Genomic DNA, 23,635 nt, shown 5'->3' with positions numbered 1-23,635 from the left:
CGGGGAGCGTGTGCCTCGTTGGGCTTCTGCCGGGACCGTTCGCTCCGTCGGGGCGTGCGTGTAAAGAACGTCGGGAACCGGCAGAAAGGGTAACTATTTTTATAAAAACTACTTCAGGCGAAATCGCTCGCTACGCCTCGAACCCGTCTTCCCACCGGAAGGTGCCAGTTCGACCTTTTTCCTCGTCGGGCCGCCTCCGGCGACCGCTCTCTGCTCACGGCTTCGCCGTTCGCACGGTACGAGGGACTCCGTCCCTCGCTCCTCGCAAAAACGCCGATGAAAAACCGCGATTACTCCTCAAACCCGTCTTCCCACCGGAAGGTGCCAGTTCGACCTTTTTCCTCGTCGGGCCGCCTCCGGCGACCACTCCTCGCAAAAACGTCGATGAAAAACCGCGATTACTCCTCAAACCCGTCTTCCCATCGGAAGGTGCCGTTGCGCTGAACAACTTCGCCGTCGATTTCCATCCGGGAGTCGTCGCTCATGTCGGTAATCATGTCCACGTGGACCGCGCTCTCGTTGCCCTCCTCGCCCTCCGGCAGGCAAGAGGAATAGGCCCGACCGACCGCGAGGTGGATGGTGTCGCCCATCTTCTCGTCGAACAGGATGCTGTCGGTGAAGCGATTGATGCCGCGGTTCATCCCAATTCCGAGTTCGCCCAGTCGCTTCGCGCCCTCGTCGGTTTCGAGGATGTCGGTCAGCGCCTGCTCGCCCGTCTCGGCCGACCAGTCTACGACCGCGCCCTCCTCGAAGGTGAGGTGGACGCCCTGAATGCGCTCGCCGTTGTGGGTCATCGGCACGTCGAAGTAGACCTCGCCCTCGGGGTTCTCCGGGGCGGTGAACACCTCGCCGCTGGGCAGGTTGTGCGAGTCGTAGGCCACCGACGCCGCGCTGTTGACCGCGGTTCTGCCTTCGATGGACATCGTGAGGTCCGTGTCCTCCTTGACGATGCGGACCTCGCTCCCCTCGTCCAGCAGGTCCTTCATGTTCGCCATCTGGTCGGCGAGTGCCTCCCAGTCGCGGAGGACGGCATCGTACACGAAGTCCTGATACTCCCGGTAGTCCATCCCGGCCTGCTGGGCCAGCGCGCGAGTCGGGTGGATGGTCGAGACCCAATCGCTGTCCATCCGAACCTCTCGGATACCCGACCGGGACTTTCGGTAGGCAGACCGCTTCTCGCCCGGAATGGCGGCCTTGGCGGCCGTGTTGCGCTTCGCCCGGAGCGACAGCACCGAGTCGGCCCGTTCGAGCATCTCGGTTTCGAAGTCGGGGTCTTGGTCGAAGTCGCCGTCGTGACTCCGGACGAACGCCGACTGCACCTCGTCGGAGACGTAGGTCGTCAGGTAGTTAGCACCTCGCTCGCCGAGTTTCTCGGCCACCGCGACCGCGAGGTCGTGGGCACCTTCGTCCACTCGGACGACGACGTTGTCGCCCTCCTCGACGCGGGCGCTCCAATCGACTAAGACCTCTGCGTGGTCGTAGATTCGCTGGTCCATGTCGTCGCAGTAGGGCGTCGAGGTGATAACGGCGATGATTCTCGGCGTGAGTTCCCACGTATCGCGCTCGGCGAGGTCGGTGTTCTCTCCGCGAATAAAAAGAGTGTATTCGGCGTGTGCGATTGATAGTCAGTTTGGAGACGGCAGTCTCCGGAGTCGGCGACTGCTCGCTTAGAAGCAGTTACAGCGACCGTAGAAGGTGTCGCCGTTCTGATAGCACTTCTGGTAGTCGTAGGACGAACTACAGGACTCGTCACTACACCAGCAGTTGTGGCTCATCGTATCGACGTCCTCGGTGGTCACGCCGTCTTCCGGGTCGTAGAACGTCACGGTGTCCTCGGACCAGAGAACACCGAAGGCGCGCTCCGAGTCGGGTTCGACGTGGGTCACGAGGAAACCGTCGTCAACCTGCGTCTCGCCGACGACCTGCGTGGTGCCGTCTTCGGTCTGACTCCGGCGGGGGTTCGAGAGGTCGTCCATGGCGACATCGACGCCCTCCGACTGGAGGAGACCGAGCAGGTCGCTACCGTGGGTACGGACCTCGGTCTTGAGCGCGTCTTGCTCGATTTGCTCGACGTTCGCGGTCTTCTTCGCGGTGACGTTGGCGGTCGCACCGACCGCGAGGGCACCGGTCGCGGACGTTCGCTTGAGGAATCGTCGTCGGTTCAGGATGGGTTCTTTGTCGCTCATATTGCATTACAAACTATACCCACCCTATACTTATTGATTTCTAACTAATTAATATATAATACTTTATTGCTAGATAGAAGGGTCAATATTGTTAGAAATCTAATTATTTACTAGGTTCGAGTGGTGAGACCGGCACAGCACGGTGCCCCGAAACCGTTCGCATCGTCCATCGAACGAGAAAATCACTCCCAATCCGCACGCAATTATTTAGTGGTTCTTAAAATACCAAAATATAGTATAGAGACACCCACAGACAACTGAGCGCCGAGGAGCAACGAGACAACTCCGAGGACCCGTCGTTAACTGGTGGCCGAAGGCCCTCAACTCGGGACTGCGCCGGGGCGACCCCGCTCGTCGAGCGGGTCCTCGATTTCGCCCATCACGGCTTCGAGCGCGTCGGTCGCCGTCAGCAGGCCGACGACCTCACCCTCCGCGAGGACCAGCGCCAACTCTTGGCTCTCGGCTTGGAACTGGTCGATGGCGTCGCTGACGGTCGTGGAGGCCGAAACCGTCATCGGCGGTGCGGCAACGTCCTCCAGTCCGAGTTCGCCGTCGCGTAGCTCGTCTATCCGGTCGAGGACGACCGGCACGTAGACGATACCCCGGAAGTCCTCCTCGTCCTCTCCGACGAGGGGGTAGCGGGTGTGGGGCGAGGAGGACATCCGACTGAGGTTCTCCTCCATCGAGTTCTCCGTCGAGAGGAACACCACGTCCTCGGAATCGACCATCACCGACTCGACGGCCTTGTCCCCGGCGGCGAGCGCGCTCAGGACCTCCTCGTGGCGCTCGTCGGAGAGTTCGCCCCGTTCCAGCACCGAGTTGAGTCGGTTGTGGAGTTGCGCGCGAGTCTCTATGGCGTCCTCCTCGGTTTCGAGCCACGCGCCCGTCATCTCGATGCCGAACAGTTTGAGCGTCCACTTCGCAACGTAGTCGCCGAGCGTGATGAGCGGCGAGATAATCTTGTAGAACCAGTAGAGCGGCGTGGCACCGTATCGGCAGACCATCCGCGAGCGTTCGACGCCGAGGTAGGTCGGTGCCTGTTCGCCGTGGGTCAGGTGGATGAGATTGATGATGGCGTAGGCGATAATCGCGCCCGCTCCAATCGTCGCAAGCGTCGTGCCGGCGAACAGTGGCGCGAACAGCGCCGCCAGCGCGGGTTCGGCGACGATACCGACCGCGATGCTGGACGCCGTGATGCCGACTTGACAGGTTGTCAGGTAGAGTTCGAGGTTCTGGGTCATCTCCCACGCTCGTTCGAGGCGGGAGTCGCCGTCCACGAACTCGCTTTCGGTGAACTGGCGAGCGCGCGTGAGCGCGAACTCGATGGCGACGAAGAAGCCGTTCGCCAGAATGAGCAACAGTCCCGCGATTAGCCGGAGGCCGATTTGAGCCGTACCCATCGACGCTGACATTGGCCGGGTGTTAGGGAGCCAGCGGTTAGTGTTTTTTGGGTTTCCGCCAACGCCTTTAAATATAAGAATCTCGTTCTGACATCGAGACGCTGAATAGATGTCAGTCCGGGCGACTCCAGTGAATCACCGTTATTACGCTCCAGTCACAATCCACGTCGAAATGGGAGTTCGAGAACTCGACGGCTTGGACAAGCAAATCGTCTACGCGCTACAGGAAGACGCCCGCCGCACTTCGTCGAGCGACATCGCCGAGAAACTCGACGTATCCCCGAGTACCGTCCGGAATCGAATCCAACAACTCGAAGCGGACGGCGTTATCCGCGGCTACCACGCCGACGTGGACTACGAGGAAACCGGCTTTCAACTGTTCACGCTCATCGTCTGCACCGCGCCGATTCCCGAGCGCGAGGAGTTAGCCGAGAAGGCGGTCGATGTCTCTGGCGTGGTCGAGGTCCAAGAGGTGATGAAGGGCGAGGGCAACGTCCTCGTTCGGGCGGTGGGCACCGACGGCGACGACCTGAGTCGCATCGGCGAGGAGTTAGACGAACTCGGTCTGAAGGTCACGGACGAGGACATCATCCGGGACACCCATCGCCACCCCTACCATCAGTTCGAGAACGGCGGCGAGTGAGAAATCGACGCCGGAGAACTCAGCGACCGGGAAACGGCGGAGTTAGGGGAAGACCAGAATCGTCGCGCGCTCGGTCTCCAGCACTTCGACCTCCTCGCCGCTCTCGGCGCGGTACTCCTCTTCGATGCCGACGGCGTCGCCCTCGATGGTGACCTCCTCGCCATCGACGGTGAGGGTAATCTCGCCCTCGATTTCCTTCTGGTTCTTGAGTTGGGTCAGGTCGGCGGATTCGAGCGCGCCGATGACCTGTCCGGCCTTGTCGCGGAACTGCGGACCGATGGTGCTGTGGTCGGGGTCGATGCCGACCGGGACGAGTTCGACGTTGGGTTCGCCCTCCTCGGGGTAGACCGGCGCGTTGACGGCCTCGCTCAGGTCGTAGGTGTCCCACTCTCTGCCGTACTCGGAGTAGATTTCCACGCGGTCGAGGTCGGCGTTGAGCGCCATCCCCTCGTCGGACTTCCACGCGCGAATCTCGCTGGCAACTTCCGCGATGAGGTCGCCCTTCTTGGCGGCCTCGTCGTCGGCGAACTCGATTTCGGGCCACGCGGCCTCGTGGACGCTCCCGTCAGTACCGGGGAGATAGTGGTACACCTCGTCGGCGAAGTGGGGCGAGAACGGCGCGAGCATCCGGACCGAGGCCGAAACCGCGGTGTAGAGTGCCTTCCGGCCAGCGTCTCGCTCGCCGGGCCGACCCTCGTAGAGGCGGCCCTTGACCAGTTCGAGGTAGTCGTCGGCGAGGTCGTTCCAGACGAACTCCCGGAGTTTGCGGAGCGCAGAATCGAACCGGTAGGACTCCATGTCGTCGCGGACGGCCTCGGCGGTTCGGGAGAGTTTGGTCAGAATCCACTTGTCGGCGTCCCGATAGGCCGGCGCGTCGATTTCGGGGGTGTCGTCGTCGAAGTGGTCGGCCGAGAACTGGAAGATGTTCCAGAACTTGGTGAGGAACCGCGAGGCGGACTTGACCTCCTTCCACTGGAACTGGATGTCGCTACCGGGTTGCCCGCCCAGCGCGAGGGCCTGTCGAACCGAGTCGGCGCTGTACTCGTCGATGGCCTCCTCGGGACCGACCGCGTTCCCTCGGGACTTGCTCATCTTGTTGCCGTCCTCGCCGAAGACCATCCCGTTGACCAGCGACTCGTCCCACGGAATCTCGTCTTCGAGCGCGGTGACCCGAAGCAGGGTGTAGAACGCCCACGTCCGGATGATGTCGTGACCCTGCTCGCGGAGCGTGGTCGGCGTGAACTCGTCGTCCGGCCAGCCCTGAACGTGCATCGGCGAAATCGAGGAGTCCATCCACGTGTCCATCACGTCGGTCTCGCCCTCCCAGTCGCTCCCGCCGCACTCCGGGCAAGCGTCAAGTTCGGGGTCGGTCTCGGTCGGGTCCAGCGGGAGTTCGCCGATTTCGGCGATGTGGATGTACTCGCAGTCGTCGTTCCCGCAGAACCACGCCGGGATGGGCGTGGCGAAGACGCGCTGTCGGGAGATAACCCAGTCCCACTCCATCCCCTCGGTCCAGTCTTCGAGGCGGTCGTACATGTGGTCCGGAATCCACTCGACCTGCTCGGCCTTCTCCAAAATTTCGTCTTGGCGGACCTCCACGAACCACTGTTCCTTCGAGAGGATTTCGATGGGGGTGTCACACCGCCAGCAGGACCCGACCGACTGCTCGGTGGGTTCGGTGTCTTGGAGGTACCCCTCGGCTTCGAGGTCGTCAGCGATGAGTCCCTTGGCCTCATCGACACTCAGACCCTCGTAATCGCCCGCGAGGTGGTTGAGGTGGCCGTCCTCGGTGAAGACCGAGCGCAGGTCTAAGTCGTGTTCGGCCCACCAGTCAACGTCCTGCTTGTCACCGAACGTACAAATCATGACCGCGCCGGTCCCGAAGTCGCCGTCAACGTCGTCGTCGGCCAGCAGTTCGACCTCGTGACCGAACAGCGGGACCTCGAAGGTGTCGCCGATGCGGTCCTCGTATCGCTCGTCGTCGGGACTGACCGCCATGCCGACGCAGGCTGAAAGCAGTTCGGGCCGGGTGGTCGCAATCTCGATGTCGTCGTTGCCGACGCCGGGGAAGGTGACGTAGTGGAGCGTCCCCTCGCGGTCGATGTTCTCGACTTCCGCGTCCGCGATTGCGGTCTCACACCGCGGGCACCAGTTGACGGGATGCTCGTCGCGGTAGATGTAGTCGTTCTCGTCGGCCTCACTGGACATCTCGACGAACGACCGCTGGGTCTTCTCCCAGTAGTCTTCGTCCATCGTGCGGTACTCGGCCGACCAGTCCTGCGAGAAGCCCAGCGACTGCATCGTCTCTTTCATCCCGTCGATGCGACGCTCGGTGTACTCGATACAGAGGTCCCGGAACTCCTCGCGGGGCACGTCGGTCCGGTGGATGTCCTCCTCCTCTTCGACCTTCACCTCGGTCGGCAGGCCGTGACAGTCCCAGCCCTGCGGGAACAGCACGTCGTCGCCCAACAGGCGATGGAACCGCGCCGCGAAGTCCATGTAACTCCAGCCCAGCGCGTGGCCGAGGTGGAGCTGACCGGTCGGGTACGGCGGCGGGGTGTCGATGACGTAATCCGGTTCGCCCTCGGGGTTGTAGATTTCGGAGCCTCGCCACTCCTCTTGCCACTTCGGTTCGACTTGCTCGGGGTCGTAGCTGTCGGGAACGTCAGTCATGGTGTAGCTGTAGCTGACTCTGTCGGGTCGTCAGTTCGGCGAGAAGACGCGCCGCTGGATTATACTGTTCGACGTACTACCGACACAGTCAGCCTCATACGTTATCGGAGTAGATGGGTACTGATAAAGGTTCTCGTCTGCGTGTGGGTTGTTCGGCGCGATAGCCGTGCTGGCGTGGTTCTCGTGACGCGACTCGTCACTCGACGGATTGATTCGTGACGGTACTCACGAACCCAGTCGCCTGCTCCTCGGAATCGAATTGGTGTATATCGAACGCCACAACCGCTTGCTCACCACCGTACAGTTGCATAGTGACACCGATATCCTCTCCCTCGAATTCGCCAACCTCGCCAACGTTTACTTCCTCGAACGACTCCTGTTCGGAGAGTCTGTATTCGATGGTGTAGGTGCTTTTCTGGATTTCCCACTCGTCCTCGATTAATCGGGCACTGCCCATCGCCGCGAACGTTGCTTTTTCATTCTTGCTCTCCCGGAAACTAGGAATATTCTCGTATTCACGTTCGAATACCACCTCGCCATTGCGAAGGACGCGAATATCGACCCGTTGCTCGCTAGCAGTTCCGTTGTGAATTCGAACGAACCAGAGACGATACTGCTGAAGCCCGGATATAAATCGAGTACACCCGGTACTACCGACAACACCGGACGTTACTGCGAATAGAACTGACCGACGTTTCATAATCTCTACTGCCTAACACCGCTGTCGAACGATTTATTTAAAAATGTTGTTTTCGGTATTACATGACGGCGCTGGCGACGTGGAACTGCAACATGGCATTCCGGAAGAAGCGAGACCAGATACTCAGGTACGACCCCGACCTACTCGTGATTCAGGAGTGTGAAAACCCAGAGACAAAAGGCGATTGGTCGGAATTTTCCGACTGGGTTTGGGTCGGTGAGAACGCGAACAAAGGCCTCGGTGTCTTCGCCAGAAACGGAATCACACTCGAACTCACGGACGACGAGAAGACAGAGAGTCGATACGTTATCCCAGTGAAAGTAGACGGAGCGAGAGACCTACTTGCGGTGTGGGCGATGAACGACGAGACGAATCCGAGAAAACGCTACATCGGACAGGTATATACTGCCCTCGAACAGTATCACGAGTTCGTTGCATCCGGTGCAATTGTCGCTGGTGACTTCAATTGGAACGTTATCTGGGACGAGTCGCCGAAAAGCCCACTCCGCGGAAACTTCGCCGAGACAGTCGAACTCCTTAACGACCTCGGACTTCGGAGCGTCTACCATCACCACACGGACGCCGAATTTGGAGACGAGGAGGACCCGACTTTCGTCATGCACAAGAAGCGCGAGAAGTCGTACCACATCGACTACATCTTTGCTCCGGAGGGAGCGGTAACCGGGATGCGGAACTATAGCATCGGTACTTACGACGACTGGATCGACGCTAGCGACCACGTACCGACCGTGGTGGAATTCGAGGACTGACGATTCGGATACTCGATTTCCGAACGGAGCAGAACCGCAATCCCTACCTCCTACCCCCGACCATTCTCCCGCATGCAACTGGGCGTCATCGGACTGGGCCGGATGGGCCGCATCGTCGTGGACCGAGTACTCGACGCCGGCCACGACGTAGTAGCGTTCGACTTGGACGAGGAGGCCGTCGCCTCTGCCGCCGACGCAGGAGCGACCCCCGCCAACTCCGTCACCGACCTCGCCGAGCGACTGGGCGACGAGAAGCGAATCTGGTTGATGGTCCCCGCGGGCGAGGCGGTGGACGCCGCGCTGGACGACCTCGAATCGCACCTGACCGACGAGGACATCGTGGTGGACGGCGGTAACTCCTACTTCGAGGACTCGACGCGCCGGGCCGAACAGACCCCGGCGGCGTACCTCGACTGCGGGACCTCCGGCGGTCCCGCCGGGGCCGAACTCGGCTTCTCGCTGATGGTCGGCGGACCGGAGTGGGCTTACGACGAGATGACCCCAGTCTTCGACGCGGTGGCGACCGGACCCGAGGGTCACGACCGGATGGGTCCCGCGGGGTCGGGCCACTACGTCAAGATGGTCCACAACGGCGTCGAATACGCCCTGATGCAGGCCTACGGCGAGGGCTTCGAACTCCTCGCGGAGGGCCGGTACGACCTCGATTTGGAGGCCGTCGCCCGGACGTGGAACAACGGCGCAGTCATTCGCTCGTGGTTGCTCGAACTCTGCGAGGAGGCCTTCCGCGAGGAGGGCACCGACCTCGGCGACGTGGACGACTACGTGGCCGGAGGTTCGACCGGGACGTGGACCGTCCAAGAGGCCCTCGAACAGGAGGTTCCGGTGCCGCTCATCTATCAGGCGCTCGGCGAGCGATTCGGGTCGAGAGCGCGAGACGACGGGCGATTCTCCCGGCGACTGGCGAATCGGCTTCGCTACGGATTCGGGCGGCACGAGGTCGCACGCCGCGAGGAGTGACGCGGCGAAGTAGCGAGCGCGCACCGTCCGGAACGAGCGGGTCGAGCGAGCGACGTTGAAAATTCCAGTTTTTTTAGTATGGAAATTATGAGTATAATAGTTTGAAGTTAGATTTATTTAGAAAAATATTAGGTATGTGTATCGGTAACGGGCAACTGGAGGTGAAAAACGATGATTAGCATCTTCCCCCAGAACCCGTACATCTGCATCAGCCCCTGCATGTAAGTAGGGCCACACGAACCGCACCATAATTTCGTCTCGGACGTTTTTGCGCTCGCCACGTGATAGACACATGTGTCTAATGTGTTAGCATTCCTAAATACGTCTAATAGACAGCTATTTCATTTCCCAGACAAGCGCGGACGCGCAGACTAACTACTGGACCCGCCATTATACCGGACCCGCCTTTACCGACCTCACCCCCGATGGCTCGGCGTCCAGTACCGGAAACGACCTTCGTGGCGCTCGAAGCGACCGACGACGGCTCTCGGTCGAACACCGGAATGCTGACCTTCATGGACGACCGCACTCCCCAGCGAGCGTTCATCCGGACTCAGTGCCAGACCGCCACGGTCGGCGGGGCGCTTTCAGCCCTCGTACACGTCACCCCGCGGTTCGTACTCGATGGTTTCTGCAACGTCCTCGGAAACGTCCTCGCCGCAGAGCCGTGCGACGAGGTGGAGCGCCAAGTCGAGACCCGACGTGACGCCCCCGGCGGTCAGCACGTCGCCGTCGTCCACGACGCGGGCGTCCACGGTTTCGGCGTCAGTTCGGGCATCGGTCTCTCTGAGGTCCGCAAGCGCGCTGGCGTGGGTGACGGCGGGCCGACCATCCAGCACTCCGGCCTCCGCGAGGAGCATCCCGCCGGTACAGACCGCCGCTAGTTCGACGCCCCGCTCGTGCAGGTCCGCGATGGCGTCGGGCAGGTCGCCTTGCTGGGCCTCGGCCCACGCGCTCGCGTCCGCACGGTCGTTCCACCCTCCTCCGGGTACGAGAACGAGGTCCGGGTCGGCGTCGGCGAGGAGGCCGTCGGTCCCAATTCGGAGACCGTGGCTGGCCGTGATTTCGTCTCGGGGGTCGAGAGTTCGCAGGCTCACTTCGAGGTCACACCCCCGGTCGGCGGCGTTGGAGAAAACCTCGTAGGGCGCTATCGCGTCGAGTTCGTCGAAGCCCTCGTAGACCACGATGACGATTTGGGTTGTCATACTCGTTTCTCGGGAGTGTGTGAGTAAAAGGGTAGGTGCTTGTTTGCCTCGGCGTGATTTTGGTTGCGAACAGTAGAGCCAGTGGTTTTGTCTTCTTGAAGCCCTGCCCGCTACGAAACAGTTCCGTATCGAGAGCTACCGCGGGAACCGTCAAGATGAACACTTCTTGAAGCCCCCGCCCGGTCGCGGTCTCTCCGGCGGATATTCGGCGCTCTCCACACCGCCTGCGCCGAATAGGGCCGCCGGAGACGACCACGGCCTTCGGCCGCGACCGAGCGGCCCCTTCATCCACCCGTGGTGGTTCGTCTAACCGGGAGTTTGCCGGTGGAAAGTGCCACTGAGCGCAGGCCTCACACCTCCCCAACCTCTTGCGTTGCTCGGCTTCGCCTGCGCTACTCATCCCTCGCGTGACGACGGCGCGGCATGAACGCCGCGCCAGCACGCGCCGGAGTGATGGTCGAGTCGCAGGTTTCGCTGGGACCCCATTCACCCGGCGAATCGACGCCCGAGGCCGAACACCCTCGGGCTAATTCCGGCGGTCAATCACAATGCTGTTAAACCACCCTTCCGTAGTCCCGCGCATGGTAGACGCACTGGGTCTGGGACTCGGGCTAACGCTCGTCCTCATCGCGGTAGCCCTTCACTACTCGGAGGGCACCGAGTGGCGAACCCCCGACGACATCTCCCAAGAGGTGCTCGAACGGCGGGCCGAGACCGTGGCGGAGACTGACTTCCCCGAGCCGATGAACCGCTCCATCGGCGGCGGTGGCGGCGCGGTCGCCGTCGGCGGCGGCGGTGCCGAGGGTGAACTCGAAGGCGAGGACGGCGAGGACGAAGGCTTCGACCCCGCCTCCATCTCGGACGACGAGGTCGAGTACTTCGAGGTCGAATACGTCAACGAGGGCGAAACCATCGAAGTCGCCAACAACGAGACGGTGCTGGAAGCCGGCGAGGACGAGGGCTGGGACCTGCCCTACGCCTGTCGGCAGGGTCAGTGTCTCTCGTGCGGTGGCAAGGTGCAGGACGGCGACGCCAGCGAGTACGTCCGACACAGCAACAACGAGACGCTCGGCGAAGACGAGGTCGGAAAAGGGTACATCCTGACGTGTACCGCCTACCCGACCGACGACTTCAGCCTCGAAACGAACGAGACGCCCTGACGATTTCCGCCGACTAATCCGGTCTCTTTTCCCGACGACGGGTGTCAATTTCAACCCAAAGCATTGAAATCCTAAGCGGTTCTGAAGACGGATAGTGACATCCACGCAGTCTGACGGAATTACGGACGGGGGGCTGGTGCGTCCGTTGTTCCATCTCGCGTGGCCAATCGTGGTCACGCAACTGTTGCAGGTCGCCTACAACGTCGCCGACGCGTTCTGGCTCGGTCGCTACTCGGCCAACGCGGTCGGCGCGATTAGCCTCGCGTTTCCGCTCATCTTCTTCCTCATCGCGTTCGGTGGGGGATTCAACGTCGCGGGCAGTACCTTGGTCGCCCAGTACATGGGCGCGGACAGCGACGGGTCGGCCGGGAAAGTCGGCGGCCAGACGCTCGGGTTCGTCGTCACCATCGGCGTCGTCCTGAGCGTCGTGGGCCACTTCGGCGCGGGACCGATGCTCTCGCTGTTCCCCAGCAACGTCGCCACCGCCACCGATGTCGTTCCGCTGGCCGAGCAGTACATGGAAATCTTCTTCCTCGGCCTGCCGTTCATGTTCGGCTTCCTCGCGTTCTCGGCGCTCCTGCGGGGCTACGGCGACACCCGGACGCCGATGCGCGTGATGGCGATTACGGTGGTCCTCAACGTCGTCTTGGACCCAATTCTCGTCTTCGGCGTCGGGTCGGTCCCCGCGCTCGGCATCGAAGGCCAACTCGTCCCGGAGATGGGCATCGAGGGCGCGGCGGTAGCGACGCTGGTCGCCCGCGCCGTCGGCGGCCTCGTCGGGGTGTACGTCCTGTTCTTCACCGACACCGGCCCCGACGTGCGACTCGCCCACCTCGCGCCGGACCTTGACTATATCGAGGACATCGTTCGCATCGGGGTTCCGTCGGCGCTCGAACAGTCGGCGGGCGCGCTGGCGATGGTGATGCTGACCGTGATGATAGTCACCTTCGAACCGGCCGTCATCGCGGCCTACGGACTCGGGAACCGACTCATCTCGCTGGTCTTCCTCCCGGCGGTCGGCCTCGGCAAGGCGACCAACACGATGGTCGGCCAGAACCTCGGCGCGGGCAAGGCCGACCGGGCCGAACGCGCGGTCAAACTCGCGGCCAAAGTCGGTGCCGGCGTGATGCTCGCGTTGGCAGTCCTCGCCGCGCTCTTTCCGAAACCCATCGTGGAAGTCTTCATGGCCACCGGCACGGCCGAGGCCACCCGGACCGTCGAGTACGCCTCCGAGTATCTCCGCATCCGGACCATCGAGTTCGCCTTCATCGGCGTCTTTCAGGTCCTCGTCGGGGCCTACCGCGGCGCTGGCAACACCAAAATCGCCATGGCCCTCTCGATGATTACCCTGTGGCTCATCCGTGTACCCGCCGTCTACCTGCTGGCGTTCGAGACCTCTCTCGGCCCGACCGGAATCTGGATTGGCGTCGCTCTCGGTCACATCGTCGGTGCAATCGCGGCCGCAGTCTGGTTCACCCGCGGCACGTGGAAGGAGGCCGTCATCGACAGCGACCAGACCAATAGCTCGGTTGGGTCCGAACCGGAGGCCGACCGCGCCGTGGCCGAGGACTGAGTTGCGGCGACCCCAATGGTTAAGCCCGCGAGCGAAGTATATCCGTCTGAGGGCGGCTAGTTCAGCGGACAGAACGCTTGGTTCCGGACCAAGAGGTCATGGGTTCAAATCCCATGCCGCCCGTGATTCTGCCGCGAGTACTACGGCGAGCAGTTCATCTGCTCGTCATTCACGAGCAGTGAATCACGATGCTGGATTTGAACCTCTGCCAGTCGCACGCCTGCGAAGCGACCGCAGGGAGCGAGCAGGACCGTCTGGCTCCGGGTTCAAATCCCATGCCGCGCGCGTACACTCTATTTCACGTTTCTCAGGATCTATTTCGATAAATTCTTATTCTAGTGATCTTCCTCCTCGTTCGATAATCGAACGGAATCACCGACGAGAGTTATCTATCGTGGCTCGACAGAGGACTAGATACAAATCGTGTCCTCGGTCACTCACAGAGGCAGTCCTGCGTTCGCGTCAACGCGACCACCTCCTCGTGGAGCGTTTCGGCGAGCGAAAAGACCGTCTCGGCGCGATACTCGCCAGCGATGCCCGTGCGATAGTACGATTCTGACCGATTCTCGACCCAGAGCTTTTCGAGTCGGTCGGCGACGTCCTGCGAGAACAGTCCTGCACGGACGCCCTCGTCATAGACCTCGGTGTGTCGCTGACCGGCAACGTCGTATCCCTTCTCCTCGACGTAGAACTGTATCGACCGCTCGATGGCGACGAACGACGCTTCGATGATCACCGTGAAGTGCCCATTGCGTTCAAGGAGAAAGCCCGCGGCGTCGAGGAGTCGGCACGCCTTCCGTAACTGGAGGACCGACGAATCGGAGACGTACTCCAATCCGACCTCCGGATTCTCGGGCCTGCGCTGGAAGGCGTCCTCCGCATCGCCGAGTGCTTCCGCCAGTTCGTTCGAGGTCATTCTCCATCACCGCCGAACACGTCGCGCTTCACTCGGTCGAGTGTCTCGGTCTCGTGTAAGGCAATCCCCTCTTTCAGAATCGGTCGGAGGTCTTCGCCCCGATTGCGGGCACTTTCGACCGACTCGACGAACATTTCGAACTCGTAACGCTGGCCGTCGATGGGTTCCGCTTCGAGGTCGCGCTTCACGTCCGAAATCGTCCGACGCGCGGTTACCAGTTCGTCGTCGTTCTCGACCAGCACGAACACGTCGATGTCGCTCACGCGGTCGGCCTCGCCGCGAGTCACGCTTCCGAAGCAGACGATTCCCGCGACGGAGGGAACCGCGTTGACGACTTGCTCCACGAACGCGCGAAGCGGTTTCCGGAACTCGGCCTGCGGAATCTCCAGAAACGGGTCGTCGGCCTCGCGGAGTCGCGTCTCCTCGATTCGATAGAGAGTCTTCCGGCCGCTGTCGCGCCGGACGATTAGCCCGAGCGCTTCGAGCAGTGAGAGCGCCTTCGAGACGCTCGGCCCGCCGAATCCGGTGAGTTCCTGTAGCTCGCTGTTCGTGAACTCGTCGGTCGGGTTCTGCGCCGCTATTTCGAGGATGTCGTCCATCGCCTCGTACCTGAAAATCTGGTCGTCGGGGAGCGGGAGTCGTATCTCGACGCGCATCTTTGTTATATCTGATGTAATAGTTTACATCTCATATAATAGTTTACTCCCACTGCGAGCGGGATATTGACTGAAAGACGGTCAGCACTTCGATTGGGATAGGTATCGAGAAGCCCCCTCCGCCAGAAATGAAGTCGTCGTTCTCGGTCCGAACGAACGCCCATGCCGCCCGTTATATCTCGCCCAGTTGTTCCTGCTTGCGCATCAGGTAGAGGAAGTACGGGCCGCCGATGAGGCCGGTCACGATGCCGACCGGCATCTGGGCGTTCGCGCCGAGGAGGACCTGCATCCCCAACCGGGCACCCACATCGGCGGAGACCATCAGCGCCGGGCCGGCGAACACGCACCCGAGGACGAGTTTCTTGTAGTCGCTTCCGACGATGTTCCGGACCATGTGGGGGACAATGAGGCCGACGAACCCGACGATGCCGGCCACTGCGATGCTGGCGGCCGCCGCGAGGACCGCAACGCCCGAGAGCGCGAACCGGACCTTCTCGACGCTCATGCCGAGCGATTTCGCGGTGCGTTCGCCCAATAGCAGAACGTTGAGTTGGCGGGAACTCACGAGGGCCAGACCCATTGCCACGAGACTCCACGGGACGACCATCCGAACCTGCTCCCAGTCGGTGCCGGTCAGCGACCCGGTGGTCCACGCGATTGCGGATTGGACGACGCCGATGTCCTGCGCGAAGAAGAACAGCGCCGTCTGGAGCGACTGGAAGACGGTGCCGACGATGACGCCCGCAAGCACCAGTCGGACCGGGGACGTGCCGTTCTGCCACGCAATCGCGTAGACGATGAGGAAGGCGATTGCACCGCCGAGAGAAGCGATGAGGGGCAGGAATGCCGCCAGTCCGGAGAATATCACGAGCGTCAGCAAGATTAACAGTCCGGCCCCCGACGAGACACCGAGGATGAACGGACTGGCGAGTTCGTTCCGGGTGACGGCTTGGAAGATGGCACCCGAAACGGCGAGGTTCATGCCGACGAAGATGGCGACGAACACGCGGGGCAGGCGGATGTTCCAGACCACGAGGCTTCGCTTGCTTATCTCGGGGATTTCCCCGCCGAGGAGGAAGGCGTTCCACGCTCGGGGGTCGAGAATCACGTTCGGGTTGAACACGGCCTGCCACGCCTCCACGAGCGACATGGAGAACGCGCCGAAACTCACCTGTACGAGGGCGCTGACGACCGTGACGGCGAGGCTTCCGAGACAGAGGACGGCGAGCGAGCGGTCGAACCAACTCGTGGCCCCGTCAGATGCGGATTGGCGTACTCGTCCCAACCAAGATTGTTCACTCATGGTTCGATTCGATTGGTCGCTCGTCACCTGATTCTGTCGGTTCCCCGACGTGTTCGTGGATGGTCCCGTCGTCGATGGCGTCCAGCACTCGCTTTGGGCCGATTACCTCGACCAGTCGCTCCAGACCGCGTTCCGACAGGTCTGCGACCTCGGCCTCGGTGCGGGCGGTGTCGAACGCCCGGTCGATGTACTCCTCGCGGAGGTCGGCGAGGCCTTCGTCGTCCGCGTCGTAGTCGTCGCCGACTTCGTTTGCGAACCACTCGCGCCATCGGTCCCGGTCTTCCCACTCGCCCGAGAACTCCGCGTCCGGGCGGAGCCAATCGTAGTGGGCGGCGACGCCCTCGGGGTAGCCCCGATTGCGCCGGTAGTCTTCGATGAGGCATCGAGCGACGTGGGCACCGTTACCGGCGGCGACGATGGCCTGCGCGCTTCGGGCATCGGCGGGCGAGGCGACGTACAGTCCCTCGATAGGGGTCCGGCCGTCGTCGTCGGGGTAGTCGGGGTCGAAGCGTTCTTCGAGTTCGCCGTGATGTTCGTGCATCTCGAACATGGCTTCGTCACCGAGGTCACGGAGGTACGAACCGTCGTACCACGCCGCGACCACGACGTACTCCGCCTCGACTCGCCGACCTTCTTGGGTCTCGACCACGAAGCCCGATTCGTCGTCCCGACTGACCGAGACGACCATCTCGGGGACGAGTTCGCACCCGACCTCCTCGGCGTGGGCGTGCATCAACTCGTGGAAGGTGTCGATGTCGATGCCCGCCGGGAAACCGAGGTAGTTCTCCAAGTAGGCGCACCGTTGTAACGCCGCGTTCCCGCGGTCGAAGACGACGGTATCGAAGCCGTACCGGGCGGTAAAGACGCCTGCCGAACAGCCAGCGGGTCCGCCGCCGACGACGACCACGGTGTCGTCGGGCGAGGAGTTCGCGGGCGATTCAGTACTCATGTTCAGAGGTTCCCGTTAACGATGTCGGCGACTCGCTGGCGGTCGAACAGTTGGTCCTCGTAGTCGTACAACTGCTTCGCAGTGCGCTCGGTCAGCACGAGGTTCGTAATCGGGCCTTGGTAGAGGCCGCCCGCCCGGTAGACGTCACCGTTCTCGACGGCGGTGAGTGCGCTCGCCGTCCCGTGGTTCTGCAGGAACTGGACGACGGTGTTTTGGAACTTCTTCCGGGACATCGACTCGTAGCCCCGGAGCATCAGCACTTCGGGGTCCACTTCGAGGAGCGTTTCGAGGTCGATGGACGCTCTGCTTCCGTGGAAGTCCTTGATGTTCGTCTCCGCGAGGGCGTCGTTGACTTTGAGGTCCCGCAGGTGCTTGAACCCGGTCCCGCCACCGATGATGTACGGGTAGAACTTCTCGGGGTTGTCGCCCACGCCCCAGAGGACGGCGACGGACGGTCGCTCGCCCTGTTCGGGCACGACCGGAGCGAGGTTCGCCAAGAAGTCGTCGTGGAGTTTCTCGAAGGCGTCGTATCGGTCGGTGCGCTGGAAGACCTGCGCGAGTTTCTCGAAGGCCTCGTAGAGGGTGTAGTACCGGTACTCGGAGTGCCACGGGTAGTGCTGGGCGTAGATGCAGTTCCCGAAGAACGGGCCGACGTTCTCTCGGAGTTCGTCGACGTCGGCCTGCTCCCACCCTTTGAACCGATTCATCAGGAAGTTCGGGTCGATGACGTGAACGTCGCCGTCGAGTTCGTAGAACAGTTCCTTGCTAACGCCGTCTTGGTACAGCGACACCATGTCGCTCTTGTCCACCGAGACGCCCGGAATCTCGTCGTAGTACTGGGTGTGGTACCGACCGGTGAGCCAGACGGCCTTCGGCGGTTCGCGTCCCAGCGCGATGCCCATGTCCGCCCAACTCCCGTTGTTCGCTACCCACGTCTCGGGGACCGAATCGAACGTAACGTCGCCCATCGGCTCTATCGACACCGTATAGGACTCGTCTTCCGCAGTCGTCGTTTCGGTCTCCTCGGCTGTGGTCGTCGTTTGGGTGTCGGTCGTCGTCGCGGTGGTCGATGTCCCGTCTGCTCCGTCTCCGCCGGTACACCCCGCGAGGAGGCCGCCGGTCACGACCGCTCCGCCGTACTTGATGTAGTCTCTGCGTGTCGGTGTATGCTCCCCACCAGCGTTCTTCACCATGTGTTTTAGGCCACCCTAAAACTTGAAAGTGGTTTCGATTTCACCGGGCCTGCCAACCGAGGACTCGTCGGCGTCCGGATGGCGGGTGAGCGCCGGGTTTCGGGTACCGGGTTACTGCTAATTGCCTAAAGAAACGTATTTGATTTGTTAAGCAACTTTTCAGTTGCCCGTGACGATTCCCGCAAGCTCCTCACGGTCGAATAACTGTTCGTCGGCGGGGATGTCGGGAAGCGTGTCGTCGGTCACGTCGCCCGGCCACTCGCCGAACTCGTCGGGGTAGAGTTGCTTGCCCAGCATCTCCGTCTGGAACAGGTTGATGATGGGACCCTGATAGGGCGTGCCGCCGATGTAGAGGTTGTCTTCTTGGACCGCGGTGAGTTCCTGTCCCAGCGAACTGCTTCGCAACTCCTCGACGGTCGCCTGCGTGGCGTCCTTGCCCTTCCAGTCGCGGTAGTTGACCGCGAAGTGGAGGACGATGATGTCGGGGTCAACCTCCAGCAGGCCTTCGTACCCGAGGGTCACGCTCGACTGGCCGCCGTACTCTCCCTCGAACGCGTCCCGGACCTCCATGTCCCGGTACTGCTTCTTGCCGTAGGTCTTCTCCAGACCCGTGTGGGGATTGTAGACGGTGAACCCGTCCGCCGTCTCGGGGTTGTTCCGGGCGTTCAGCACGCCGACGGTCGGTTTGTCGGACTGGGAGGGGACCCGCGAACGCATCTCGTCCATGGCGGTTCGGTAGAACTCGTTGAGCGCCGTCGCCCGGTCGGACACCTGAAACACGTCGCCGTAGCTACTGACGAACTCCGGGATGGAGTAGTAGGGATACGACTCCCCGTCGGGCCAGTTGGGCCACCCCTCACCGCGCTGACGACGGCTTACGTTCCCGAAGAATGGGGCGATGTTGTCGTGAATCTCCTCGACTTCGCTCTCGTCGCTTCCGTAGTAGGAGATGTACCGGTTCGGGTCGCTCGCCAACAGGTCCGGGTCGAGTTCGTACAGGAACTCCTTTCGCACCGACCAGTCCTCGGTCAGCACCCGGTCGAGCGAGTCCGGGTCGGGGGCGGAGACGCCGGGGAGTTTGTCGTAGAATCCGGTAAACCAGAACTCCGGGCCTTCGGCCGCGACGATTTTGTCGCTCTGGCCGAGGGCGGTCATGACGTCCGCCGTGAAGCCCCATCCACCGACGAAGTTCTCGGGAACGGATTCGAGTTCGAGCGTCCCGACCGGTTCCATCGTCGCCGAGTAGGTGGACTCCTCGGTGGTCGTCTGGGTTTCGGCCTCGGTGGTGGTTGTGGTGGTGTCGGCCGCGTCCGTCGTGGTCGATTCGGAACCGCGGTCTCCCGAACAACCGGCCAACAGACCGCCGCCGATGACTGCTCCGCCGTACGTTACGTAGTCGCGTCGTGTCAGTCCGTCCGCTTCGTCGGCCATGGTTTTAGGTCAGCCTAAACATTATATATGGTTTGCGGAACATATCCTAATTAAAGAAGATTGTATTGGTCGCGTACCGAAGCTCACGCGCCGGTTTCGAAAGCTGGCCGTCGCCGCGAATACGAACCTTTTTCTTTAGGGATGCCTAAAATCTCCGCCAGCAATAGCTCGCGGGGCGAGGAGACACGGTGATACTTGATGTCCACGTACTCTGATTCGGAAGACACGGCCGAGGAGCAAGCGAGCAGACAGGTGTTCGACGGCGGAGACGCCGACCACGAGTCGAAGCAAGCGAGCGTCCTCCACGCCGAGGACCTCGCGCTCGGGTATCCCACCACCGAGGAGCCGGTGGTGGAGTGCAACCGCATCGACGTGCCCGAGGGCGAGATTACCGCGCTGGTCGGACCGAACGGGTCGGGCAAGTCCACGCTGTTGAAGGCGCTCTCGGACCACCTCGAACCCGACGAGGGGTCGGTCGTCCTCGACGGGCGGTCGATTCAGGAGTACGACGACAAGGAGTTAGCCCGCGAACTCGGCCTGCTCTCCCAAGAGAACGACGCGCCGGGGAGCATCACGGTCGAGGACTTGGTGTATCACGGTCGCTACCCGTATCGGGGTTTCTTCGACTCGGCGACCGACGACGACCGCGAGGCTGTCGAGCGCGCTATCGACCTCGCGGGCGTCGAGGACATCCGCGACGAGGAGGTCGGCAACCTCAGCGGCGGCCAGAAGCAACTGGCGTGGATTGCGATGGTCCTCGCACAGGACACCGACGTTCTCCTGCTGGACGAACCGACCACCTTCCTCGACTTGCACCACCAACTGCGGGTGATGGAGGTCGTCAGGAAACTCAACGAGGAGGAGGGCGTCACGGTCGCCGTCGTCCTCCACGACATCGCGCAGGCGGCGCGGTTCGCCGACTACCTCGTCGCGCTGGACGACGGCGAACCCTACGACTGGGGACCGCCCCGAGAGGTCGTGACCGAGCAACTGCTCGCCGACGTGTTCAACGTGGACGCCGCGGTCACCTACACTCCCGACCCCGAAATCATCCCGAAGCAGTCGCTGTAGCCGGTCGCACTGGTTTTTCAGCGGCCCGAAGACCGGGCGTCACGGACCGCCGGACTCGTCGACCCAACCGATTCGCTCCTCGACCGCTTCCGCGACGAACGTGAATTCGTCGCCCAGACTCACGAGTCGATACCCGCGGTCGGTCGCCTCGCGGACCTCCTCAGGTCCCGCGAAGTTACTGTTCTGGAACCCCAGCAGGGGGACGCCGTGTTCGACGCACGTCTCTCTGACACGCTCGACCAGCGCCCGCACCTCGGGGTCGTCGTACTCGTGGGTTCGGCCCATCGAGACGCCGAGGTCGCCCGGTCCCGGAAAGACGAACCCGAGTTCCGGAACGGCGGCAATCTCCTCGACGTTCTCGACCGCGGTCCGGTTCTCCACGAGGACGCCGACTTGCACGTTCTCGTCCTCGACCTCGTGATACGGCCGGTCGCCGCCGAACGCCGCCCCGTAGCCGCTGGCTCGTCCCTGCGAGAGTCCTCGGTCTCCGGGTTCGCCGTCGTACTCGAACCGGGCCGCGCGGACGGCGCGCTCGACTTCGCCGGCCGTCTCGACTCGCGGGACGACGACGTTTCGGACCCCTGTGTCGAGGACCTTCCGTATCGTGGACGGTTCCCCGTTCGGAAGCCGGACGACGAGTTCGGTCCCGCCGCACTGGGCGGACCGGACCAGTCGCTCCAAGTCGGGCGCGTCGAGCGGACTCCCGTTCTTGTGTTCCAAGTCCACCCACACCCAGTCGAGACCGAGCTTTCCGTACACCTCTATCAGGCGTTCCGAGGCGGTTTCGACTCCCGCGCCCAGATACACCTCGTCGGTCGCTCGGAGGTCCGCGAGTCGGTTGCGCTGTTCCGGTATGGTCACGGTCGGGTCCCTCCGTCACTCCCCGCGCTCGGCGGGTTCGAGGTCCGCCAGCGCGTTCGAGACAGTCCCGTGGGCGTTGACCTCGGGCGGTTCGTGGTCGATGTCGTAGCCGTACTCGACCATCCGGTTGCGGTTGAGACACACCTTGTCGAACTCCGGCTTGAACAGGTCGAACAACTCGAAGCGTTCTTCGAGTTCCGGGAACTGGGACTGGTAGCGTTCGATGCTGGCCCGGACCTGCCGCCAGAGGCGCTGTTCGTCGTAGCCCTCCTCGCGGTTCAACAGGTCGGCGACGTACCGGAGGACGCAGACGAACAGCGTCCCGACGATGTGCTGGCACAGCCCCTCGGGCGGTCGCTGGTGGATGATTTCGTCGTGTTCGTACAGGCCGTCGGGGAGTCGGTCGAGTTCCGGAAGCCACTCGTCGCTGACCGCGATTTCGTCCACGTAGTCCTTGATTGCGAGGCGGGTCGGCTGGCCGTCCCGCAGGACGAGCATCGTGTTCGTCCCGTGGGGCATGAACACCATTCCGTAGCGATAGAGGTAGTGGAGCAGGGGCGGGAGGAGCACGTCGAAACAGTCGGCCAGCCACTCGTCGATGGACGACCCGGCCCGGTCGGCGAGTTTCGAGACGACGGGCGTCCCGTCGGTGTCTCGGTGCATGAGCGCCGAGAGGGTCAGGACCTCCTCGTCGTCGTCCACGAGGGCCTCGACGCTCTCGCGCCACACCGACCCGAGGAGTTCGTGGTACTGGTAGGGCGCGTCGTCAATCTGCGAGAACTCGGGGTGGTCGTAGTTGAGGCTGGCAATCTCGCCCGGCAGTACGAGATTGCAGTCGTCCCGGAGGAAAGCGTCGTCGTCACGAATCGACTTGACGTACTCCGTGACGCGGGGCGCAGACAGTGCCTGCTCGCCCGGCAGGCCGCGGTAGACGATGGTGTTCAGCACCCGAATCGGGACCTTGACGTGGGGCTTCTCGGGGTCGTCGATGTTGGTGAGCGTCCGAATCGACTGCTGTGGGAGGTAGGTGTTCGGGCCGGTCCCGAGGGGAACGATGTCGTCGGCGGCGATGTCCTTGGCGAACAGTTGGGCGACGGTGTTGTCCCACTGCCACTGGTGGACCGGCAGGAAGTAGTAGTCGTCGGGATTGTGGCCCTCGGTCCGGAGGGTGTCCTCGAACGACGCCGCGGCGTCGCCCAACTGCTCGTGCATCAGCGACTCGTAGTCCAGTCCTTCGATGCTCCGGAAGTCGGCGCGCTCCCGATTGACAGCGACCCAGACCAGCGACTGGGTTTCCTTGAGTTCCGGCGCGTACGACCGGTAGTCGTCGTAGCCGAAGCCGATGCGACCCTTGTTGATGGTGAACCACGGGTGGCCCTCCATCTCTCCCTCCACGGCCGCGTAGTCCATGTCGAGGAGGCTCTCGGTCGCGTCTTCCTTCCGAGCGTCGATGTGGGCGTCCGCGACCAGCGTGTTGTTGTACTCTCGGATGAGGTGGCTCGCCGTCTCGGGGGCCACGCCGAGGGCCTCTCTGGCGTCGAGGAGGTACTGAACCGGGTCGGTCGCGGGAGTCCAGTCGTCGTCCTCTCGGCGCTCGATGCTGTCGGCATCGACGCGGTAGCTATCGAACGGTCGGGACTGGGCTGTGAACCGGTAGGCCACGTCGCCGTAGTCGAGTCGGTACCGGGTCCACTCGCCGTCGGTTCCCGCCTCGGTGGGGTCGAGTAACTCCTCGTAGAGGAACTCCTCGAACATCTTTGCGAGGAGGTCGTGGCTCACGTCGGTCCATCGCTCCGTTTCGAGTGCGGTCGTCAGCGTCTCTCTCCCGTTCATGCTTCGTCCTCTGTCGTGGCCGCGTTCGCGGTGTCGGTCCTCGCTCGCATACAATTTTTAGGCCGACCTAAAAACACAAAAGCGTTACTATGGAACGACGGCGAGCTACATTTATCGACCCGGTGAGAGGGAAT

The 23,635-nt window shown here is 62.5% G+C and carries 20 protein-coding genes and 1 tRNA gene; 7 read left to right on the top strand and 14 right to left on the bottom strand.

Annotated features, from left to right (window positions below):
- Positions 1–398 precede the first annotated feature (398 nt).
- The 3 genes from P2T57_RS14180 to P2T57_RS14170 form a co-directional block, all read right to left on the bottom strand.
- Entirely contained in the window at positions 399–1,496 is a 1,098-nt protein-coding gene (locus P2T57_RS14180; protein ID WP_276299867.1) for an aminopeptidase, read from the bottom strand.
- Between the two features lie 171 nt (positions 1,497–1,667).
- Positions 1,668–2,186 (bottom strand): twin-arginine translocation signal domain-containing protein, encoded by a 519-nt coding sequence (locus P2T57_RS14175; protein ID WP_276299866.1) that lies wholly within the window; start codon positions 2,184–2,186, stop codon positions 1,668–1,670.
- A gap of 320 nt (positions 2,187–2,506) precedes the next feature.
- A complete protein-coding gene (locus tag P2T57_RS14170) occupies positions 2,507–3,586 on the bottom strand; it encodes a CNNM domain-containing protein (RefSeq protein WP_276302116.1) in 1,080 nt (359 codons plus the stop codon).
- A gap of 172 nt (positions 3,587–3,758) precedes the next feature.
- On the opposite strand from P2T57_RS14170, the gene P2T57_RS14165 reads away from it, so the two are divergent.
- Complete coding sequence (locus P2T57_RS14165) at positions 3,759–4,229, top strand: Lrp/AsnC family transcriptional regulator (protein WP_276299865.1); 471 nt, start codon at positions 3,759–3,761, stop codon at positions 4,227–4,229.
- Positions 4,230–4,271: 42 nt separating this feature from the next.
- Here the strand turns inward: P2T57_RS14165 and P2T57_RS14160 are convergent, their stop codons facing one another.
- Positions 4,272–6,902: a valine--tRNA ligase gene (locus P2T57_RS14160; protein ID WP_276299864.1), complete on the bottom strand. Its 2,631-nt coding sequence runs from the start codon at positions 6,900–6,902 to the stop codon at positions 4,272–4,274.
- A 196-nt stretch (positions 6,903–7,098) separates the two neighbouring features.
- Positions 7,099–7,434: a hypothetical protein gene (locus tag P2T57_RS14155; RefSeq protein WP_276299863.1), complete on the bottom strand. Its 336-nt coding sequence runs from the start codon at positions 7,432–7,434 to the stop codon at positions 7,099–7,101.
- A 230-nt stretch (positions 7,435–7,664) separates the two neighbouring features.
- Between P2T57_RS14155 and P2T57_RS14150 the strand changes: the two genes are divergently transcribed.
- Positions 7,665–8,372 (top strand): endonuclease/exonuclease/phosphatase family protein, encoded by a 708-nt coding sequence (locus P2T57_RS14150; protein WP_276299862.1) that lies wholly within the window; start codon positions 7,665–7,667, stop codon positions 8,370–8,372.
- A gap of 72 nt (positions 8,373–8,444) precedes the next feature.
- Entirely contained in the window at positions 8,445–9,350 is a 906-nt protein-coding gene (gene gnd / locus P2T57_RS14145; RefSeq protein WP_276299861.1) for a phosphogluconate dehydrogenase (NAD(+)-dependent, decarboxylating), read from the top strand.
- A gap of 587 nt (positions 9,351–9,937) precedes the next feature.
- Here gnd and P2T57_RS14140 read toward each other — a convergent pair.
- Positions 9,938–10,555 carry a DJ-1/PfpI family protein gene (locus P2T57_RS14140; protein ID WP_276299860.1) on the bottom strand — a complete coding sequence of 206 codons (618 nt, stop codon included), beginning with the start codon at positions 10,553–10,555 and terminating at the stop codon, positions 9,938–9,940.
- A gap of 581 nt (positions 10,556–11,136) precedes the next feature.
- On the opposite strand from P2T57_RS14140, the gene P2T57_RS14135 reads away from it, so the two are divergent.
- The 3 genes from P2T57_RS14135 (at position 11,137) to P2T57_RS14125 (ending at position 13,411) form a co-directional block, all read left to right on the top strand.
- Positions 11,137–11,715, top strand: coding sequence for a 2Fe-2S iron-sulfur cluster-binding protein (locus tag P2T57_RS14135; RefSeq protein WP_276299859.1), 579 nt, complete (start codon positions 11,137–11,139; stop codon positions 11,713–11,715).
- Between the two features lie 91 nt (positions 11,716–11,806).
- Complete coding sequence (locus P2T57_RS14130) at positions 11,807–13,288, top strand: MATE family efflux transporter (protein WP_420028544.1); 1,482 nt, start codon at positions 11,807–11,809, stop codon at positions 13,286–13,288.
- A 50-nt stretch (positions 13,289–13,338) separates the two neighbouring features.
- Positions 13,339–13,411 (top strand) — tRNA-Arg (locus P2T57_RS14125).
- Between the two features lie 310 nt (positions 13,412–13,721).
- Here P2T57_RS14125 and P2T57_RS14120 read toward each other — a convergent pair.
- From P2T57_RS14120 to P2T57_RS14095, 6 genes are all read right to left on the bottom strand, one after another.
- A complete protein-coding gene (locus tag P2T57_RS14120; protein WP_276299857.1) occupies positions 13,722–14,204 on the bottom strand; it encodes a DUF8154 family protein in 483 nt (160 codons plus the stop codon).
- Entirely contained in the window at positions 14,201–14,860 is a 660-nt protein-coding gene (locus P2T57_RS14115) for a nucleotidyltransferase domain-containing protein (protein WP_276299856.1), read from the bottom strand. The genes P2T57_RS14120 and P2T57_RS14115 overlap by 4 nt, the downstream gene beginning before the upstream one ends.
- A 172-nt stretch (positions 14,861–15,032) precedes the next feature.
- Positions 15,033–16,163: a FecCD family ABC transporter permease gene (locus P2T57_RS14110; protein WP_276299855.1), complete on the bottom strand. Its 1,131-nt coding sequence runs from the start codon at positions 16,161–16,163 to the stop codon at positions 15,033–15,035.
- The gene (locus P2T57_RS14105) at positions 16,156–17,112 is read right to left on the bottom strand and encodes an FAD-dependent monooxygenase (RefSeq protein ID WP_276299854.1); all 957 of its coding nucleotides are present in this window, start codon (positions 17,110–17,112) and stop codon (positions 16,156–16,158) included. The genes P2T57_RS14110 and P2T57_RS14105 overlap by 8 nt, the downstream gene beginning before the upstream one ends.
- A 2-nt stretch (positions 17,113–17,114) precedes the next feature.
- Entirely contained in the window at positions 17,115–18,305 is a 1,191-nt protein-coding gene (locus P2T57_RS14100; protein WP_276299853.1) for an ABC transporter substrate-binding protein, read from the bottom strand.
- A 159-nt stretch (positions 18,306–18,464) separates the two neighbouring features.
- Positions 18,465–19,736 (bottom strand): ABC transporter substrate-binding protein, encoded by a 1,272-nt coding sequence (locus tag P2T57_RS14095; RefSeq protein ID WP_276299852.1) that lies wholly within the window; start codon positions 19,734–19,736, stop codon positions 18,465–18,467.
- 198 nt (positions 19,737–19,934) lie between these two features.
- Here P2T57_RS14095 and P2T57_RS14090 point away from each other — a divergent pair, with 198 nt between their 5' ends.
- A complete protein-coding gene (locus P2T57_RS14090) occupies positions 19,935–20,807 on the top strand; it encodes an ABC transporter ATP-binding protein (RefSeq protein WP_276299851.1) in 873 nt (290 codons plus the stop codon).
- 39 nt (positions 20,808–20,846) lie between these two features.
- Here the strand turns inward: P2T57_RS14090 and P2T57_RS14085 are convergent, their stop codons facing one another.
- Positions 20,847–21,668, bottom strand: coding sequence for an HpcH/HpaI aldolase family protein (locus P2T57_RS14085; RefSeq protein ID WP_276299850.1), 822 nt, complete (start codon positions 21,666–21,668; stop codon positions 20,847–20,849).
- A gap of 15 nt (positions 21,669–21,683) precedes the next feature.
- Complete coding sequence (locus P2T57_RS14080) at positions 21,684–23,501, bottom strand: IucA/IucC family protein (protein ID WP_276299849.1); 1,818 nt, start codon at positions 23,499–23,501, stop codon at positions 21,684–21,686.
- Between the last annotated feature and the right edge of the window lie 134 nt (positions 23,502–23,635).

Origin of the sequence: Halorussus lipolyticus, assembly GCF_029338375.1 — an archaeon.
Taxonomy (GTDB): Archaea; Halobacteriota; Halobacteria; order Halobacteriales; family Haladaptataceae; genus Halorussus; species Halorussus lipolyticus.
The sequence above is the reverse complement of the archived record's forward strand: the minus strand, read 5'-3'. Positions and strand labels throughout refer to the sequence as shown.